At 45.6% G+C, this 16323-nt stretch carries 14 protein-coding genes and 1 pseudogene; 6 read left to right on the forward strand and 9 right to left on the reverse strand.

Going from position 1 to position 16323, the window contains the following annotated elements:
* Positions 1–4: 4 nt before the first annotated feature.
* A complete protein-coding gene (gene puuR, locus AB4482_RS12355) occupies positions 5–562 on the reverse strand; it encodes an HTH-type transcriptional regulator PuuR (RefSeq protein WP_017065011.1) in 558 nt (185 codons plus the stop codon).
* Between the two features lie 16 nt (positions 563–578).
* Positions 579–1325, reverse strand: coding sequence for a gamma-glutamyl-gamma-aminobutyrate hydrolase family protein (locus tag AB4482_RS12360; protein WP_372181027.1), 747 nt, complete (start codon positions 1323–1325; stop codon positions 579–581).
* Between the two features lie 342 nt (positions 1326–1667).
* Here AB4482_RS12360 and AB4482_RS12365 point away from each other — a divergent pair, with 342 nt between their 5' ends.
* Both AB4482_RS12365 and AB4482_RS12370 read left to right on the forward strand, forming a co-directional pair.
* Complete coding sequence (locus AB4482_RS12365) at positions 1668–3011, forward strand: glutamine synthetase family protein (RefSeq protein ID WP_017065013.1); 1344 nt, start codon at positions 1668–1670, stop codon at positions 3009–3011.
* Between the two features lie 17 nt (positions 3012–3028).
* A complete protein-coding gene (locus AB4482_RS12370) occupies positions 3029–4504 on the forward strand; it encodes a Na+/H+ antiporter NhaC family protein (RefSeq protein ID WP_017067343.1) in 1476 nt (491 codons plus the stop codon).
* Positions 4505–4613: 109 nt separating this feature from the next.
* On the opposite strand, the gene AB4482_RS12375 is transcribed toward AB4482_RS12370, so the two are convergent.
* The 5 genes from AB4482_RS12375 to gcl form a co-directional block, all read right to left on the reverse strand.
* Positions 4614–5228, reverse strand: a complete 615-nt coding sequence (locus tag AB4482_RS12375) for a TetR/AcrR family transcriptional regulator (RefSeq protein WP_372181029.1) — start codon at positions 5226–5228, stop codon at positions 4614–4616.
* Between the two features lie 163 nt (positions 5229–5391).
* Positions 5392–6702 carry a glycerate kinase gene (locus AB4482_RS12380; RefSeq protein ID WP_372181031.1) on the reverse strand — a complete coding sequence of 437 codons (1311 nt, stop codon included), beginning with the start codon at positions 6700–6702 and terminating at the stop codon, positions 5392–5394.
* A gap of 242 nt (positions 6703–6944) precedes the next feature.
* Positions 6945–7841, reverse strand: a complete 897-nt coding sequence (locus AB4482_RS12385; protein WP_017111423.1) for a 2-hydroxy-3-oxopropionate reductase — start codon at positions 7839–7841, stop codon at positions 6945–6947.
* Positions 7842–7878: 37 nt separating this feature from the next.
* Complete coding sequence (hyi, locus tag AB4482_RS12390; protein WP_017075254.1) at positions 7879–8655, reverse strand: hydroxypyruvate isomerase; 777 nt, start codon at positions 8653–8655, stop codon at positions 7879–7881.
* A 152-nt stretch (positions 8656–8807) separates the two neighbouring features.
* Complete coding sequence (gene gcl, locus AB4482_RS12395) at positions 8808–10580, reverse strand: glyoxylate carboligase (protein ID WP_017086614.1); 1773 nt, start codon at positions 10578–10580, stop codon at positions 8808–8810.
* 313 nt (positions 10581–10893) lie between these two features.
* On the opposite strand from gcl, the gene aceB reads away from it, so the two are divergent.
* Positions 10894–12519 (forward strand): malate synthase A, encoded by a 1626-nt coding sequence (gene aceB / locus AB4482_RS12400; RefSeq protein ID WP_372181033.1) that lies wholly within the window; start codon positions 10894–10896, stop codon positions 12517–12519.
* A 101-nt stretch (positions 12520–12620) separates the two neighbouring features.
* Positions 12621–13061, forward strand: coding sequence for a heme-binding protein (locus AB4482_RS12405; RefSeq protein WP_372181035.1), 441 nt, complete (start codon positions 12621–12623; stop codon positions 13059–13061).
* 99 nt (positions 13062–13160) lie between these two features.
* Here AB4482_RS12405 and AB4482_RS12410 read toward each other — a convergent pair whose 3' ends face one another.
* Positions 13161–13643 carry a MarR family winged helix-turn-helix transcriptional regulator gene (locus AB4482_RS12410; protein ID WP_372181037.1) on the reverse strand — a complete coding sequence of 161 codons (483 nt, stop codon included), beginning with the start codon at positions 13641–13643 and terminating at the stop codon, positions 13161–13163.
* Positions 13644–13766: 123 nt separating this feature from the next.
* Between AB4482_RS12410 and AB4482_RS12415 the strand changes: the two genes are divergently transcribed.
* Positions 13767–14660, forward strand: a complete 894-nt coding sequence (locus AB4482_RS12415) for a DMT family transporter (RefSeq protein WP_017065021.1) — start codon at positions 13767–13769, stop codon at positions 14658–14660.
* Positions 14661–14992: 332 nt separating this feature from the next.
* The gene (locus AB4482_RS12420) at positions 14993–15907 is read left to right on the forward strand and encodes a DMT family transporter (protein ID WP_017061581.1); all 915 of its coding nucleotides are present in this window, start codon (positions 14993–14995) and stop codon (positions 15905–15907) included.
* A 108-nt stretch (positions 15908–16015) separates the two neighbouring features.
* Here the strand turns inward: AB4482_RS12420 and AB4482_RS12425 are convergent.
* Positions 16016–16323: pseudogene (locus AB4482_RS12425) on the reverse strand (MFS transporter); the annotation flags it as partial.

Here is a 16323-nt window from a genome sequence, read left to right on the forward strand (position 1 = left end):
CCACTTAGAATGTGGTTGGCGTATGCGCGCTTATCATTCGACAAGCCTTGTCTGTGTGATTTGTGAACTTGTGCGGCTGCGTCGTATCAATAATGTACGATTCACCTTGTTTAAGGACAAAAGATTGCTCTTTGTATTCCAGAGTGATTTCGCCCTCTAAAATAGTGCCGATCTCTTCGCCTTCATGTTTAATTTCCGCCGCACCCGTTGTGCCGTGGGGGGCATACTCTTCAATCAAAAATCCAATTACCTGTTCTTTGCTGCCGTTGGTTACCAATTTCATTGAAACCGACTCACTGCCCATTTCAACCAACTCTTCAGGTGCAACGACAACCTTCACTTCATCGCTTTTGGGTTGTTCAAGTGTGAAAAACTCCGAAAGAGATAAAGAAAAAACATTCACTATTTTTTGCAACGAACTTACTGAAGGGCTTACCTTCGCATTCTCAATCGAAGAGATCGCGCTATGTGTAATACCTGCTCGTTCGGCTAATTCTCGTTGTGACAATCCATGTTCTTTTCTTAATCGAACAATATTTTTACCAATCTCTTGGTTGTCCATGTAGGTGGCTCCTAACTTATAGAGAGGCCGCCATCATAAATTCTTTAAACAAAATTTGAGAGAAATGATTCGTTTTTGCTTTCCATTCTGGGTGCCACTGCACGCCAACAAAGAATTTTTGCCCTGGAAGACTAAACGCTTCCACTAAACCATCCGGTGCTTTAGCTTCCACAGTCAGTTGGGGAGCTAATTGGTCAACCCCTTGGTTATGAAGAGTATTAACCTCAAAAAAGATAGTGTTTTCCCAATGATTTTCAGTCAGCCATTTCTCAAACAAACTTTGTTTTTGCACCAACACCGCGTGTGATGGAGCGTACTTTTCCTCAAAGTCTTCGACCTCACTCTCTCTATGGTCGTTGAAACCTGAATCATGAACTGCTGGGTTCAGTGAGCCTCCCAGAGCAACATTCATCTCTTGAAATCCACGGCAAACACCAAAACACGGAATGTCTTTGTCTATCGCTTGACGAATCAAAGTAAAGGAAAGCTCATCTCGAGCTTCATCTTTCTTAGACTCTTCATGAGTGCCGTTGTAATGATGTGGTGCCACATTTGAGTGACTCCCCGGAAATAAAAAACCGTCGCAGATGTTAAGAAGACGCTCAACGTCTTCACTTGCCATATCCGGAGACAATATCAGTGGCAACCCACCAAAGTCTTTCACAGCCGTGAGGTAAAAATTATTCACTGCCTGTATTTGATAGCCACCCAATTCTTTAGCGCAACTAACAATTCCAATAATGGGTTTGCTTGTTCTAGACATGTTACTTCCGTGCTCGATTTATTTAACACTTACACTACAAATCATGTACAAAATTATCAACACCGATGTTCGATATTATGACCAAAGCGTGACCAAACCCACTTTTTTGGTCAAAAAAACGACTAATTTTGGACATTATATTGAGCAAAACACAATCAACTGTTACAAAATAGTTAACAGAAACATCTTTCAATAAAATTGTAAATTTCAAAGTAATCAACGCAAGCTTATGTATTAAAAGGAAATAACCTTTAAAACTAGACTTTAGTCTAATTAGTACAATTGACTTGTTTCTTTTTTATTACTTTTAATTTACCAAATAGAGGCTAGTTGGAGAACACAATGGAATCGTATCTACAGGAAGTTAAAAATTTTCGACAAAAATGGCCCAACATCGAGTTTGTTGATCTGATTTTTACCGACATCAATGCCACACCAAGAGGCAAGCGCATCCCAGTAAGTGCACTACACAAGCTGCATAAAGGAGTAGCTCTTCCCCTCTCGACAATTACTTTAGATACCAAAGGTAATGTGGTTGAAACAGCAGGGTTAGGTGAAGAATTGGGAGAACCAGACAACATGTGTTTCCCAATTGCGGATACATTGATGCCTACCGCTAAAGAGCAAGTGGGCCAAATAATGTTGAGTATGATGGATGAGTCAGCCCACACCCCAAACCCGCTCTTTATTCGTAATATCGTCAGTGAAATTCTCGAAAAGTTACACACCAAAGATCAACATCCATGTGTTGCCTTAGAGCTAGAGTTTTACTTAATAGACAGGAAGCGGGGTGAGATGGGAGCACTACAAACAGCCATCAACCCAAACAAAAAATCACGAGAAAAAGATACCGAAGTCTATGACTTAGATGGTTTGGATGATTACGCAGACTTTTTGGCCGATCTTAACAAAGTCGCTCAAGAACAAGGGTTAAATACTTCGGGGGCACTATCTGAATCCGCCCCAGGACAATTCGAAATTAACTTCAACCACTCTAAAGATGTACTACGAGTGTGTGATGAAATCATCATCGTCAAACGCCTAATTCGTCAAATTGCTAATCAACATGATTTCGATGCTACCTTCATGGCTAAGCCATTTAGTGAGCAAGCTGGTAACGGTATGCACATCCACCTTAGCTTGGTGGATTCCAACGACAATAACCACTTCAGCCAACAAGATGGTGAACCCAGTAATCTCTTTTATCAAACCATGGCCGCGATGCTTGCTCAAACATCCGATTCCATGGCCTTGATTTGCCCTAACGTTAACTCTTACCGCCGCTTTGTTCCAGGAGCTTACGTGCCAACGAAAGCAGACTGGGGCGAGAACCATCGTGGTGTCGCACTGCGTGTTCCTATCAGCGACAGCAACAATCGCCGAATTGAACACCGCATTGCGGGAGCTGACGTTAACCCTTACATTCTCGCTGCAGTAGTACTATCCGCAGTATTAGCGAGTGAAAACTATACCAAAGACCAATGTCCTAACTCCCTCAGTGATGATGCAATAGACTTACCTCTGCGTATGTCTGAAGCTCTCGATCAGCTAGAACGCAGTGAGCTGACCCCGTACATCTCTAAAGAGTTTGTCGATCTATATTTAGCTTGTAAACGAAGTGAACTGGCGGAGTTTGAACGCGCCATCACTCCATTAGAAATCGACTGGATGTTGCACTCAGCATAAACAAAGGAACTACACGTATGACTACGCAAACTAAGGCGTTGGACGCGCCGCTGAAGATCAACAGTCAACACATCATGGTATCTCTATTGGTTGTCGCGACTTTCATTTTCTTCACATCAATTGGATTGAACCACCAAGAAGGAGAGGCCTATGGATGGATGAGCCTTCTCCCTACCGCACTTGTTTTGGTATTCGCCCTAACTACACACCGCACCGTAGAGGCGCTTTTTAGTGGTACCATCGCTGGTGTACTACTACTCAATCCTGCGCAAGCCGTTGAGCAAATTGTCGGCATATCGATGGATGTAATGATGAACGAAACCATTGCATGGATCGTTCTAGTTTGCGGACTGATGGGGGGATTAATCGCAATTCTCGAAAAAGGCGGCAGTATTTTAAGCTTTTCAGATATGTTGGTCACAAAGGTTAAGAGCCGTAAACAATCTATGCTGATGACCTTTTTCCTCGGCATCATGATCTTTATTGATGACTATCTGAACGCGATCGCTATCTCATCATCGATGAAGAAGATTACTGACGGATACAACATCTCCCGTGAAAAACTATCTTATCTAGTCGATTCCACCGCTGCGCCGATTTGTATTCTGGTGCCAATATCAACATGGGCTATTTTCTTTAGCTCACTGCTTGAAGCGAATGGAGTGGCTGAAGCTGGTGAGGGTATCAAAGCATATATTGAAGCGATTCCATACATGGCTTATGGCTGGGTTACGCTGATAATCGTCCTTCTCGTTGCGTTAGAAAAGATGCCGGATTTAGGCGCAATGAAGCAGGCTGAGGAACGAGCGAAGAAAGGTCAAGTACGTCCTGACGGTGCAACAGACATCGACTTTGGCGCAGATATTACAGCGCACACCAACCCAACGATGGGATTAATCAACTTCCTATTGCCTATGGTGGTGTTAGTTGGTGCAAGCTGGTACTTCGGTATTGATCTATTAGCAGGCGTATTTGTCGCAATTATCTTTACTATCTGCTTCTATGGTGTTCAACGTCTAATCTCAATGAATGATATGTTTGAAGCTGTCTACGACGGAATCAAAGTTATGCTGCTGCCATTGGCAACGGTGATTGGTGGATTCATGCTGAAGTCTGTGAATGATTCTCTAGGAGTGACACAATATGTCATCGAGACAGTAAGCCCTTATCTATCGGCGTCTTACTTCCCAGCAATTATCTTTATGATCACCGGTGCATTGGTGTTTGCTACCGCATCTTCTTGGGGAACTTTTGCAGTTGCTATGCCAATCGTATTGCCTCTAGGCGAACAACTTGGCGTACCTCTACATTTAACTATTGCGGCTCTGCTTTCGGCATCAGCAGCGGGCAGTCACTCATGTTTCTTTAGTGACTCAACGGTATTGTCAGCTCAAGGTTCCGGGTGTACCTCAATGCAACACGCAACCACTCAATTCCCCTACGCATTGATAGGTATTGTCGCAACAGCTCTCTTCTTCTTGTTAGTTGGCTAAGCCTCATACAGCTAAAATACAAGCGTAAAAAATGCCTTATTCTACGATAAGGCATTTCAATTTCCTGAAGAGCAAGCTTAAAGCAACTCTCAGCAAGACTCTCCAGCTTTCAAGTGCTCCCTTTCACACCACACCCTTTAATCAATAGCTGTGTGATGAACTCAGCGGCATCTTCATAGTCCTTATCATCGAGCTTATCTTTCTGCATCACGCTGCAAATCTGCCATCCAAAATCAGCGTAGGTTTGAGTAGCCGCCCAGATGGTAAACATCAGGTGGTGTGCAGGGACGTCATCCATTAGGCCCTGCGCCGACCATGTCGAAAACTTATCAAGAATCATCTGGGATTGCTTATACAGCTCGTCACCAATCTCTTTCGGCAATACTTTAGCGCCAGACATCACTTCATTGGCAAATACCTTAGAGGCATGTGGATGATCGCGAGAAATGATCAGCTTGGTTTGAATATATTGAGACAAGGCTTCAACAGGATCGCTGAGCTCTTCAATCGGACGAGACGCTTCTAGTAAAGGCTGAGTGACGGTTTCAAGCACAGCGTTGTAGAGCTTATCTTTTGAGCTGAAATAATAGAATACGTTAGGCTTGGGAATGTCGGCCGCTTTCGCGATATCGGCCATTTTTGTTGCGGCATAACCATGAGTGGCGAATTGTTCACACGCGACTTCGATGATTAAATCTTGATTCTTTTGTCTGATCCTAGACATATTGCATCCTTTACAGCTCGTTACTAAAATCATAGTAATCAACGTGCTTCATTAGTCCAGAAGATAATCTCAGAACTCAAGGTCACCGCATTGATAACAATAAAATGGCCGCTCTATTTGTTAAGAAGCGACCATTCCATACCGTGTTTTTGAACTGTTCAAGTTAAAGAATCAATATTGCGCGAAAGTCATTCACATTGGTCAGCGTCGGCCCCGTGGTAAGAAGCACATCGACTTGCTTGAAGAAATCGTAGCTGTTGTTGGCATCGAGATAGTCTTGCGCTTTAAGCGACAGGCTCGAGCCTTGTTGCCATGTTTGAGGCGTGATCCATGCGCCCGCATTGTCTTCCACGCCATCAATCCCGTCGGTATCGGCAGCTAATGCAAATATGTTGTCTTGTCCCTTAAGCTCGTTATACAAGCTCAACAAGAACTCACAGTTACGCCCACCGCGACCATTGCCTTTAACGGTTACTGTGGTTTCCCCGCCGGAAAGTATCACGCAAGGCGTCTCGAATGGGTGCTTGTTATTAGCCACTTGTTTGGCTAGCGCAGCATGCACCTTCGCGACATCTCGCGCTTCTCCCTCTATGCAATCACTCAACACATAAGCGGGAATACCCAAGCCTTCAGCTTCTGCAGCAGCGGATTCCAATGCCGACATCGGGGTAGCGATAATATGGTGCTCCGCGTTCTTCCAACATACGTCATCTGGTTTAACCGTCTCTGACTCTGGATTATTTAGCCATTCAAATGCCGAGCGTGGTGTTTCTATTTGATAACGTTCTAAAATGGCCATCGCATCAAAACGCGTGGTGGTGTCGGGTACGGTTGGGCCCGATGCAATCACACTAATGTCATCGCCCGGCACATCAGAAATCGCCAGTGACACAACCCTTGCAGGATACGCCGCTTTAGCAAGTCGACCGCCTTTTATCGAAGATAGATGTTTGCGAACACAGTTCATCTCATCAATGGCGGCGCCTGATTTAAGCAACGCTTTATTGATTTGTTGCTTCTCTGCCAAGCTGATGTCGCCACCGGGCAGACTTAGCAAAGCAGAACCACCGCCAGACAATAGGCAAATAACCGTATCGTCAGCACTCAAACCACTCACTAATTCCAGCATACGTTGGCTCACTTCTAAGCCCATCGCATCTGGGACTGGGTGCGCCGCTTCAATCACCTCAATGTGTTCGCAAGGGGCGGTGTGCTCATAACGAGTCACCACCAAGCCTTCAAGGTCACGCAGTGCAAGGTCTTGTTGTTTCTTTGCCTGCCAAACCGCTTCCAGCTCGGCGGCCATCGACGCGGCTGCTTTACCTGCTCCTATAACGACAGTTCGCCCAGCTTGGTTAGCAGAGCGATAAAAAATGTCTTTAGGAAGAAAAGGTTCGATGTGATTTTTAGGTAGCGCCTGATTAACAGCACTTGAGAAAAGGGTTTGCAGAAACTGCTTAGCATCAATGTCCATCAGCCACTCCTTAGTTGACGGAGAAAAAAAGAACCCCGATACAAGGCCAAAGGGTGCCTGCTAAGATCAAGTTGGAAAGGAACAACTTCAACCTCTGCCTCGTATCAGGAACGCGTATAAAAGGAGACGAAACTACGCGATTTATAAACAAACTGTTGGGCTACGAATCGATAGCAGCCCTAATTAATTAACGGATAATCGGTTGATTGACTAACCACTAAACGGACAAACCGTTAACTAGATTAACGAATCGAGTGGTCAGAACGTTTCTCAATCGCTTGGATAAGCGCAGAGTGGTCCCAACCTTCGCCACCCATTTCGGCACACTCGCCAAACAACTCTTGAGCGTTAGCCGTATTAGGTAGTGCAACCCCTAGCTCTTGTGCGCCCGTTAGCGCTAAGTTGAGGTCTTTTTGGTGAAGTGAGATTCTAAAGCCCGGGTCGAATGTGCCTTCAACCATACGCTCACCGTGCACTTCCAATATCTTAGAGTTAGCAAAGCCACCTAATAGCGCTTGACGAACTCGTGCTGGATCAGCACCAGCTTTTGAAGCAAATACTAACGCCTCAGACACGGCTTCGATATTCAGAGCAACGATGATTTGGTTTGCGACCTTACAGGTTTGACCTGCACCGTTATCACCCACCAGCGTGATGTTCTTACCCATGATTTCGAAAAGAGGTCGTGCTTTATCAAAGGCGTCTTGCTCACCGCCCACCATGATAGTCAGAGCCGCGTTTATCGCGCCAACTTCACCACCTGAAACCGGAGCATCAAGGTATGAAGCACCACCTTCGTTGATTCGAGCGGCAATGGCTTTGGTTGCGATTGGCGAGATTGAACTCATGTCGATAACCAGTTTCCCAGTTGCTCCGCCCGCCGTGAGGCCTTTCTCGACGCCGTTGTCACCAAACAGGACATCTTCAACTTGAGGGGTATTCGGCACCATTAGGATAATGATATCCGCTGCTTCAGCCGCTTCTGCTGGTGAGTGGCAGACCGTTGCGCCCGCTGCCACAAGATCAGCAGGTGCTGCATTAAAGTGATCAGACAGAATCAAATCGTGACCTGCTTTTTGAAGGTTACTCGCCATAGGTTTACCCATGATGCCAGTTCCGATAAATGCAATTTTAGACATGTTGTTCTCCTTAACGTTTGAGGGTTACCAGACGCAATTAACGGTACTGGTGCAGCCAACCAAGGCCTTCTGTCGTTGTCGTTTTAGGTTTATATTCGCAGCCCACCCAGCCTTGATAACCAAGCTCATCAAGATAGTTGAGCACGAATGGGTAGTTGATTTCGCCAGTACCCGGTTCGTGTCGGCCTGGGTTATCCGCCAGTTGCACGTGTGCAATTTGACCAATGTTCTGTTGCATGGTCGGCGTAAGATCGCCTTCCATAATTTGCATATGATAAATATCGTATTGGATAGAAAGGTTATCGCTCCCTACCTCTTTGATGATCGCTTTAGCTTGCTCTGTGGTATTCAAGAAGAAGCCCGGAATATCGCGGGTATTGATCGCTTCTATCACTAAGCTGATGCCTTCTGCTGCTAGCGCGTTCGCCGCATAATGCAGGTTAATCACAAACGCTGATTGCGCATCTTGCTGGGTCACACCTTGCGGAACAATCCCGGCTAAGCAATTCACTTGAGTACAGCCGAGCGCTTTTGCGTAAGCGATGGCTTTAGGTACACCCGCTTGAAACTCTTCAACTCGTGCTGGGTCTACCGCGATACCACGATCACCAGCATCCCAATCACCCGCAGGCAAGTTAAATAGCACTTGCTCTAGGTTATTAGCGTCGAGCTTTGCTTTGATTGCCTGAGCATCAAAGGCGTAAGGGAAAAGATACTCCACACCTTGAAAGCCCGCTTCTGCGGCGGCTTCAAAGCGATCCATAAAATCAACTTCCGTGAATAACATTGACAAGTTTGCTGCAAATTTTGCCATGACTCTGTCCTTATTCTTTATTTGGTGAAACTATGACTGTTTAGTGAAGCAACGGTTATTTAGTGGAGCTACGGTTGCTTAGTAAGCCTCGCTCTATTGGAGACTTTCCGTAGAGCTAAACCTCAACTCTACGGATACACATGACTTAATGATTACTTGTACGCCAGCGCCGTTGGAGCATCGCCACGACTTTCGGCAAGCGGTTCAAATTCGTTAATAGCATTGATCTCAACGCCCATCGCAATGTTGGTTACTCGCTCAAGAATCAACTCAACAACAACCGGGACCTTATGCTTGTTCATCAGCTCTTTGGCTTGCTCAAACGCAGCGGCAATTTGGTCTGGTTCACGAACTCGAATTGCCTTACAGCCTAGGCCTTCAACAACTGCGACATGGTCAACACCGTAGCCCTCAAGCTCTGGCGCATTCTGGTTATCAAAAGCCAGTTGTACACAATAGTCGATATCAAATTGGCGCTGCGCTTGGCGAATCAATCCTAGGTATGAGTTGTTCACCAACACATGAATGTATGGCAAGTTGAACTGCGCACCTACCGCCAGCTCTTCAATCATGAATTGGAAATCATAATCACCAGAGATAGCGACAATATCGCGATCAGGATCGGCCGCTCGTACGCCTAATGCAGCAGGTGTTGTCCAACCCAATGGGCCTGCTTGACCACAGTTGATCCAGTTACGAGGCTTATAAACATGCAGGAACTGAGCGGCGGCGATTTGCGACAAACCAATGGTGCTCACATAGCAAGTATCACGACCAAATGCCTTGTTCATCTCTTCATAAACACGCATCGGTTTCATTGGTGCTTCGTCGAAATTGGTTTTTCGCAGCATGGTCGATTTGCGTTCCTGACACTCACTTGCCCAAGCATTTCGGTTCGGCAGTTTGCCTGCATCACGCCACTCTTGCGCCACTTCAACCATTAGCTCTAGCGCTGCTTTCGCATCTGAGACAATGCCTAAATCTGGGCAGAACACGCGACCGATTTGGGTCGGTTCAATATCAACGTGAACAAACTTTCGGCCTTCAGTGTAAACATCGACAGAGCCGGTATGACGGTTTGCCCATCGGTTACCGACACCAAACACAAAATCAGAGTTCAGCATGGTTTCGTTACCGTAACGGTGAGAAGTTTGTAGCCCTACCATGCCTGCCATTAATTCATGATCATCTGGGATCGAGCCCCAACCCATCAAGGTTGGAATCACAGGAACTCCAGTGATCTCGGCAAACTGCTGCAACAATTCAGACGCGCCAGCATTAATCACGCCACCACCCGATACAATCAGCGGTTTTTCCGATTGAGACATCATGGTTAATGCTTTCTCAACCTGCGCGCGGGTTGCTTGTGGCTTATAAGGTTCTAGCGGTTCATAGGTATCGATATCAAACTCAATCTCAGCCAGCTGAACATCAATCGGTAGATCAATCAGGATTGGACCCGGGCGACCCGAACGCATTAAATGAAAGGCTTTTTGGAATGCGCGTGGCACTTGTGCAGGTTCCAGCACCGTAGTCGCCCACTTAGTCACTGGTTTAGCGATAGATTCAATATCGACCGCTTGAAAATCTTCTTTGTGAAGACGAGCACGTGGCGCTTGGCCGGTGATGCATAGAATTGGAATCGAATCTGCAGTCGCAGAATAAAGACCCGTGATCATGTCCGTTCCCGCAGGACCAGAAGTACCAATACACACACCTATATTGCCTTGATTAGTACGCGTGTACCCTTCAGCCATATGGGATGCACCCTCTACGTGACGAGCTAAGACGTGGTCGATTCCTCCGAGCTTTTTCATAGCCGCATACATAGGGTTAATTGCTGCGCCGGGAACACCAAATGCGATGTCTACACCTTCACGTTTAAGCACCTCTACCGCTGCTTCAATCGCTTTCATAATTGCCATTCGAACCTCCAGTTCAGATTGTATACAATTAAACTAACTTTTGTGTACTATGAACCATCCTCGCTATTTATCAACCCCAGAATGAAACAATTTTGTTACATCAACCCATCACATTAAGTACGCACTCATCCTGAAAAGCTTACAATTCATTGCTTTACATAAAATATCTTTACGTAAAAATAAATTACAAAAAGACCAAATGATAAATAAATGTTAAATACCGTTTGCTTGTTTACAATTTCTACAATATAAATATCCTTAAAAAGAGCATTTTGTATACAAAGTTACATCGTATTGTTCAAAGGAGACAACAATGATGAATGACGTAAAAGAGAGAGAAGAAGTACAGTGTATGCAGGTACTCGGGAATATGGACAACTCCGAGTACAAAGAGATCTTGTCTAAAGATGCATTAAAATTCTTAGAAGCTCTCGTCAATAAATTTGGAGATCGCCGTCATGCCCTGCTAAGTGACCGCGACACAAAACAAGCTCAATATGACGAGGGTGAGCTACCCAATTTCAGAAAAGACACCATTTCCATTCGTCAGAATAAAGAGTGGAAAGTGGCAACACCTCCAACAGAGCTACTCGATCGCCGCGTAGAGATCACCGGCCCTATCGAAAGAAAGATGGTGATCAACGCGCTAAACTCAGGCGCGAAAGTCTTCATGTGTTGCTTTGAGGATGCGTCTTCCCCGACTTGGGCCAATATGGTCGAAGGGCAAATCAACCTAAGAGACGCCAACCTTGGCACCATTAGTTACTTCGATGAGAAAAAGCAGAAGAGTTACCAATTAAACGACGATCCTGCACTGCTGATCGCACGCCCACGAGGGATCCACCTTCCTGAGCAATCCATCCAATTCAACAATCAGCCTATCGGCGGTTGCTTGATGGACTTCGCCTTGTACTTTTTCCATAACTATCAATCACGAGCACAACAAGGTTTAGGGGTTTACTACTACATTCCCAAGCTTGAGAGCATGGAAGAAGCACAGTGGTGGGACGATGTTTTCAGCTTCACCGAAAACTATTTCCACGTACCCAAAGGCACCATTCGTGCGACGGTTTTGATTGAGACGCTTCCAGCCGTATTCCAAATGGAAGAGATCTTGTACGCAATGCGTGATCATATCGTGGCAATGAACTGTGGCCGTTGGGATTACATCTTCAGCTACATCAAAACGCTGAAAAACCATAAAGACCGCATCCTGCCTGACCGCCACGGGATCGGCATGGATCAAGAGTTTCTAAATGCCTATAGCCAACTGTTGGTGCGTACTTGTCATGCTCGCGGCGCACTGGCGATGGGTGGTATGTCGGCCTTTATTCCAGCGAAAGACCCGCAAGAAATGGCACGTGTAACCGCCAAGGTTATCGAAGATAAACAGAGAGAATCTCAAAACGGACACGATGGCACTTGGGTCGCGCACCCTGCACTGGTTGATTTAGCGATGTCGATCTTCGATAAGCAACTCGATGGCAAAGTAAACCAAATGGACTTCCAAAGCCCAGACCATGTGATCAATGCAGACTCTCTGCTAAAACCTTGTGAAGGCAGCCGCGACGAAGCGGGTGTGCGTAAGAATATCCGCATTGCGCTGTATTACATTGAGGCTTGGATCCAAGGCTACGGCTGTGTACCTATCTACGGCCTTATGGAAGATGCGGCGACCGCTGAGATCTCGAGAGCCAATATTTGGCAATGGATCCACCACGGCGTCACGCTTGATGACGGCCAAACCTTTACCAAACAACTGTTCCACTCTTGGCTTTACCAGGAGTTAGACACGATAAAACATGAAGTCGGAGACTCGCGCTATTCAGCAGGTCGATTTGAAGAGACAGCTGATCTTTTCTATCAACTTTCTACAGCCGAAGAGTTCGCCGCCTTCCTAACTTTACCCAGCTATGGGCTGTTACAAGAGTCCAGTTAGGACTCTTGTACCGAGATGAATCAGTCGATGATATTCACAACAAGAGTAATGATTGGCTGACTTAGCTTGGTACACAGCCCCTTGAAAAACTAGGAGATAACATGGGAAGTTTGACTCTACAACAAGCGTTAACCATCATTGATGGCACCTTACAAGCAGGATACAAGATCCACACAGAACCTTTGACGGTCGCCGTCTTAGACAGCGGTGGCAAGCTGATTTCTCTGCAACGTCAAGACGGCTCTAGCATGATGCGACCAGACATCGCGATCGCTAAAGCGTGGGGAGCTCTCGCACTGGGTTGTTCCTCTAGAAAACTCGCCCAAGATGCTGACAACCGACCAGCATTTATCTCCGCCGTAAACGTACTCGCACACGGAAACATGGTGCCAGTGCCAGGGGGGCTACTGATTCGAGACAAGGACAAAACGGTACTTGGCGCGATTGGGGTCAGCGGTGACATTTCAGACATCGACGAGAGCTGCGCCATTAATGGTATTGGTTGCGCAGAGCTGTTCAGTGACGAGATGCTACAAGCTTAACTCGCCAATTCGCTGTACTTGAAGTTCTTAAACAAGCACAAAAAAACCGAAGCGATTAAGCTTCGGTTTTTTATTGAATCTAAAGGAAGATCAGAAAAACTACTCGTACGCGCTCAACCATGTTTTCAGAAGTTGGTTGGTGTTCTTCTTCTGACTCGCAGACAATGATTTAACCAGTTTTTTCTGCATTTCGACATGTTCAGTCATCATTTGGTCAATCAGAATAAGACCATCTTTAGTTAACTGGACACTCACGCTGCGTCTGTCTTCTTTGCTGTGTTCACGACTGATCAGCCCTTTGGCTTCTAGCTTATCAAGGCGATTGGTCATCGCGCCAGATGTCAGCATCATGGATCCAATCAGTTCAGATGGCGTCAGTCGGTAAGGATTCCCAGAACGTCGCAACGTCGCCAGCACATCAAACTCCCCCAGCTTCATGTCGTATTTCTTATGAAGCTCGGCAACTTGCGTCTCCATATACTTGGCAATACGCATAATCCGACCCATCATTGCCATAGGCTCAGTTTCTAGTTCGGGCTTTTCCTTTGCCCATTGCTCTACTACGCGGTCGATAGCATCCATTTGCAATCTCGCTCCGTTGTTAGTCTGATTACTTCAAACTAGTTTAACATAAAGATACTTTACAACCACTAGTTCTCAGTATACAGTTCACACAATAGTTATCTTAACGTAAAGATATTTCAGATGAACATATTATTAGCAATGATCCCCGCGTTCTTTTGGGGAACAACCTATGCAGTGACGCAATTTACGCTACAGGAGTGGCCACCATTATTATTGGGTGCTTTGCGTGCGTTACCTGCTGGTTTGTTATTGCTAGCAGTAAAACCAACACTGCCTAAAAAAGGCGAGTGGCAAATCATTTTCACACTGGGCCTTATCAATATCGCGACTTTCTTTGGCTTGATCTTCGTGATGGCGCTAACGCTGCCTTCGGCAATCTCTGGCGTGGGTATGATCTCTGTGCCAGTGTTCGCGATGATCTTCCACTGGGTAGTGAAAAAACAGCGCCCGCATCTGATTCAGGCTCTTTCGGGTATTGGCTTGATCACCTTAGCGTGGATACTGTTTAACCCAAGCCAAATTGCTCTGAACCCAATCGGTTTAGGCGCAATGTTCGCCGCAATAATGTGTATTGTCATCGGCAGCAGCATTACCAAGTCACTGGGTAACCGCATGCACTGGTGGAAGGTATTAACGTGGCAGTTGATTCTGGGTGGTACGATTTTGTCTGTCGCGTCTGGCGTTCATGCATTCATCGACCCGCAGCCTTATGTTAATGCCGTGACTCATTTCGATACTCGTAATGCTATGGGACTCGTGTGGGTGATTGGCCTAAACACAGCGCTGGGTTACGGCATGTATGTGTGGTTGCTACAACGTATGTCGGTGGTTGATTTCACCTTCGGTGGAATCGCAAACCCAGTGGCTGGCATCGTGACAGGCATGGTGTTAATGGGTGAATCATTCACTGCAGTACAATACTCACTAATGACCGGCATGATAGTGATGTCACTGCTACCACAACTTATCCTTGCGGTAAGACAACCCAAACAAGTTAAGCCTGTTACGCAGTAGACGCAGCCTCTTAAACGTATTGCTCAAAAACGCGCCTCATTAAGGGCGCGTTTTTTGTTGCTACGCTAACAGCAATAACCCAACAGCCATACTCGTTGAGTTGACCATTCCTTAAGTTAAATTAAACCTCACAAAGAACAATGACTTTACTTTAACTATCTAAAGCGAATTTATTTTCTATAAAATAATCATACTAGAGATTTAATTTCCACAAAAAACTCAAATTAGAGATAAAAAGACAAAACTTTTCTCCGACTACCTTTCTATACTGTGCCACGTCATTAAGGCGCTACAAGCCTATGATTTAAAATAATTATTAATGAGTAGTCACCATGAATTCGAAGTCGCTAACTATTTTGCTTTTTGTCTCTGTTTGCTTAATTTGGGGAACCACTTGGTTCGCTATGGAAGTAGCATTGCATTCTATCCCACCTATTTTTGCTACTGCGTTGCGCTTTTTACTTGCAGCACCTCTGCTTGCAGTATTGGCGAAAGTCTTCAACCAACCACTGCTGTTCCCTAAAGGTAAGCGCCAATGGCTGCTTATTGTTGCGTTGATGTATTTCGCGATTCCGTTTACGTTGATGATCTATGGCGAGCAATACATCTCTTCAGGTTTAGCGTCGATCATCTTCGCCAACATGCCTGTGGCTGTGATGTTGATGTCTGGCTTATTCTTAGGTCTACGACTAGCGAAGCACCAGATATTCGGGTTGATCGCTGCTGTTGTGAGCCTATGTCTAATCCTTGGTAATGAAATGCAGATGGGTGGCGATGACTACCTAATTGGCACGGTTTGCTTAGGCCTTGCTGTTGCGATTCACGCAGTGATGTATGTGCTGGTTCAAAAGCACTGCAAAGGCATTGAAGTACTAACCTACAACGCCGTACCGAGCCTAATTGCAGCTCTATTCTTGTTCGCTGTTTCAGCTATAGGTGAAAACGTGAATATTGAATCTTTCACTTGGGATTCAATCTCTGCTGTGGTTTACCTAGGCTTTGTGGCGAGTGTTGGCGGCATTGTTGCTTACTTTAAATTAGGTCAGGTTTCGACACCTTTCCAAGCATCTATCTGCTTCCTAATTTTCCCTGTGGTTGCACTACTGATCTCTTGTTACATCAATGGTGAGGTTCTATCTGAACAGTCACTTGTAATGATGATTCCTCTACTTTGCGGCATCCTGCTAACCAAAGCACCAAAGGGAATCTTCAAGCTGCGTACCGAATTAAAAACCGTAAGAAACTGATCCGCGTGAAACCTATTTTGCGGATTAGATATACATATCCCACATAAACAAAAAGCTCCAATATCACTATTGGAGCTTTTTGCTTATTTCATAATATCGAGACCAACATTAGCGCCAGCTAAACATTCGCACTTCGTTGCCCTCTTCAGGTTTCTTCGGAATGTTTAAAGATAGCGCTAGAGAAACCACGGCCATCACTGCACCAATATAGAAAACCGTTGCAGGAGAAGACAACCAAATCACACCAAACACCACTGGAATAACGACCGCTGCAATATGATTGATGGTGAAAGAGACACCAGCAGTTGATGCCATGTCTGCCGGGTCTGCGATTTTCTGGAAGTAAGTTTTGATCGCCAGCGCCAATGCAAAGAACAGGTGATCGATCACGTAAAGTGCCACGAGACTCTGAAAAA

The sequence above is a fragment of the Vibrio sp. 10N.222.55.C7 genome, assembly GCF_041473335.1.
GTDB lineage: Bacteria > Pseudomonadota > Gammaproteobacteria > Enterobacterales > Vibrionaceae > Vibrio > Vibrio crassostreae_C.

Excerpts from the sequence above, each read along its gene's own strand:
- puuR (WP_017065011.1), bottom strand. The coding sequence starts at position 562 with ATGGACAACCAAGAGATTGGTAAAAATATTGTTCGATTAAGAAAAGAA.
- AB4482_RS12360 (WP_372181027.1), bottom strand. The coding sequence starts at position 1,325 with ATGTCTAGAACAAGCAAACCCATTATTGGAATTGTTAGTTGCGCTAAA.
- AB4482_RS12365 (WP_017065013.1), top strand. The coding sequence starts at position 1,668 with ATGGAATCGTATCTACAGGAAGTTAAAAATTTTCGACAAAAATGGCCC.
- AB4482_RS12370 (WP_017067343.1), top strand. The coding sequence starts at position 3,029 with ATGACTACGCAAACTAAGGCGTTGGACGCGCCGCTGAAGATCAACAGT.
- AB4482_RS12375 (WP_372181029.1), bottom strand. The coding sequence starts at position 5,228 with ATGTCTAGGATCAGACAAAAGAATCAAGATTTAATCATCGAAGTCGCG.
- AB4482_RS12380 (WP_372181031.1), bottom strand. The coding sequence starts at position 6,702 with ATGGACATTGATGCTAAGCAGTTTCTGCAAACCCTTTTCTCAAGTGCT.
- AB4482_RS12385 (WP_017111423.1), bottom strand. The coding sequence starts at position 7,841 with ATGTCTAAAATTGCATTTATCGGAACTGGCATCATGGGTAAACCTATG.
- hyi (WP_017075254.1), bottom strand. The coding sequence starts at position 8,655 with ATGGCAAAATTTGCAGCAAACTTGTCAATGTTATTCACGGAAGTTGAT.
- gcl (WP_017086614.1), bottom strand. The coding sequence starts at position 10,580 with ATGGCAATTATGAAAGCGATTGAAGCAGCGGTAGAGGTGCTTAAACGT.
- aceB (WP_372181033.1), top strand. The coding sequence starts at position 10,894 with ATGATGAATGACGTAAAAGAGAGAGAAGAAGTACAGTGTATGCAGGTA.
- AB4482_RS12405 (WP_372181035.1), top strand. The coding sequence starts at position 12,621 with ATGGGAAGTTTGACTCTACAACAAGCGTTAACCATCATTGATGGCACC.
- AB4482_RS12410 (WP_372181037.1), bottom strand. The coding sequence starts at position 13,643 with ATGGATGCTATCGACCGCGTAGTAGAGCAATGGGCAAAGGAAAAGCCC.
- AB4482_RS12415 (WP_017065021.1), top strand. The coding sequence starts at position 13,767 with ATGAACATATTATTAGCAATGATCCCCGCGTTCTTTTGGGGAACAACC.
- AB4482_RS12420 (WP_017061581.1), top strand. The coding sequence starts at position 14,993 with ATGAATTCGAAGTCGCTAACTATTTTGCTTTTTGTCTCTGTTTGCTTA.